This window comes from Pseudomonas sp. SB113 (assembly GCF_040754745.1).
Lineage (GTDB): Bacteria > Pseudomonadota > Gammaproteobacteria > Pseudomonadales > Pseudomonadaceae > Aquipseudomonas > Aquipseudomonas grimontii.
The window spans coordinates 1-620 of record NZ_JBFMHW010000083.1 but is presented as its reverse complement, the minus strand read 5'-3'; the positions used below and the strand labels follow the sequence as shown (position 1 = coordinate 620).

Annotated in this window: 1 protein-coding gene; it reads right to left on the bottom strand. The window is 51.0% G+C overall.

The window, feature by feature from the left end; all coding sequences use genetic code 11:
• Positions 1-36 precede the first annotated feature (36 nt).
• On the bottom strand, positions 37-620 hold a 584-nt coding region (locus AB1462_RS31520; RefSeq protein ID WP_367248986.1), incomplete at its 5' end, for a hypothetical protein.

The following is a 620-nucleotide window of genomic DNA, read 5'->3' as shown; positions in this document are numbered from 1 at the left end:
GTTTAGTTCTCCCATTTTTGTTTCTGTTTTCTTGTCTCAAATCTTGCTGCAGAGACGAAACGCGTCCTGTATCTCTGAGTAGATGTCGCGGCTGGCAATCGCATCGCCGATGCGGTGGATTTCGAAGCCATCTTTTGTTGTGGCGTGCGCAATGTCGTTCTTGGAACGAACATCGAAATGGGTTTCGCCAAAATTGGACGACTGATCTCGCAAGGCGGAAAAGATGTCGTCCACCGGCACCGTGCCGTTGTCGACAACTATCTGATTGGCGTGATGTGCCGTAATCTCACCTGTGAGCTCGTTTCGGAAGCTCGCAAGCAAACTATTGCCGTCTCGCTCAACCTTAATGAGACGGATGTCGACGGTGCGTGGAATGCTCAGTTCGGCAAACTTTTTACGAAAGCCTGATTTGTCGGTGTAAGACATCTCGAAGGCGAGCATTTCATCGAGCATAGCATACCGAAGTTTTTTGCCCTTGGCGACGAGTTCGAGTGCGCAGGAGGCGGCAGCCTGGCGACCTGTGCCATCGTAGATCAAGATATTTTCGGCAGCAGGAACAGAAGCGGTCAGAATATCCCAGACAGTAGTACAAAGCTCGCCGCCCTCGATGAAATTCGTGT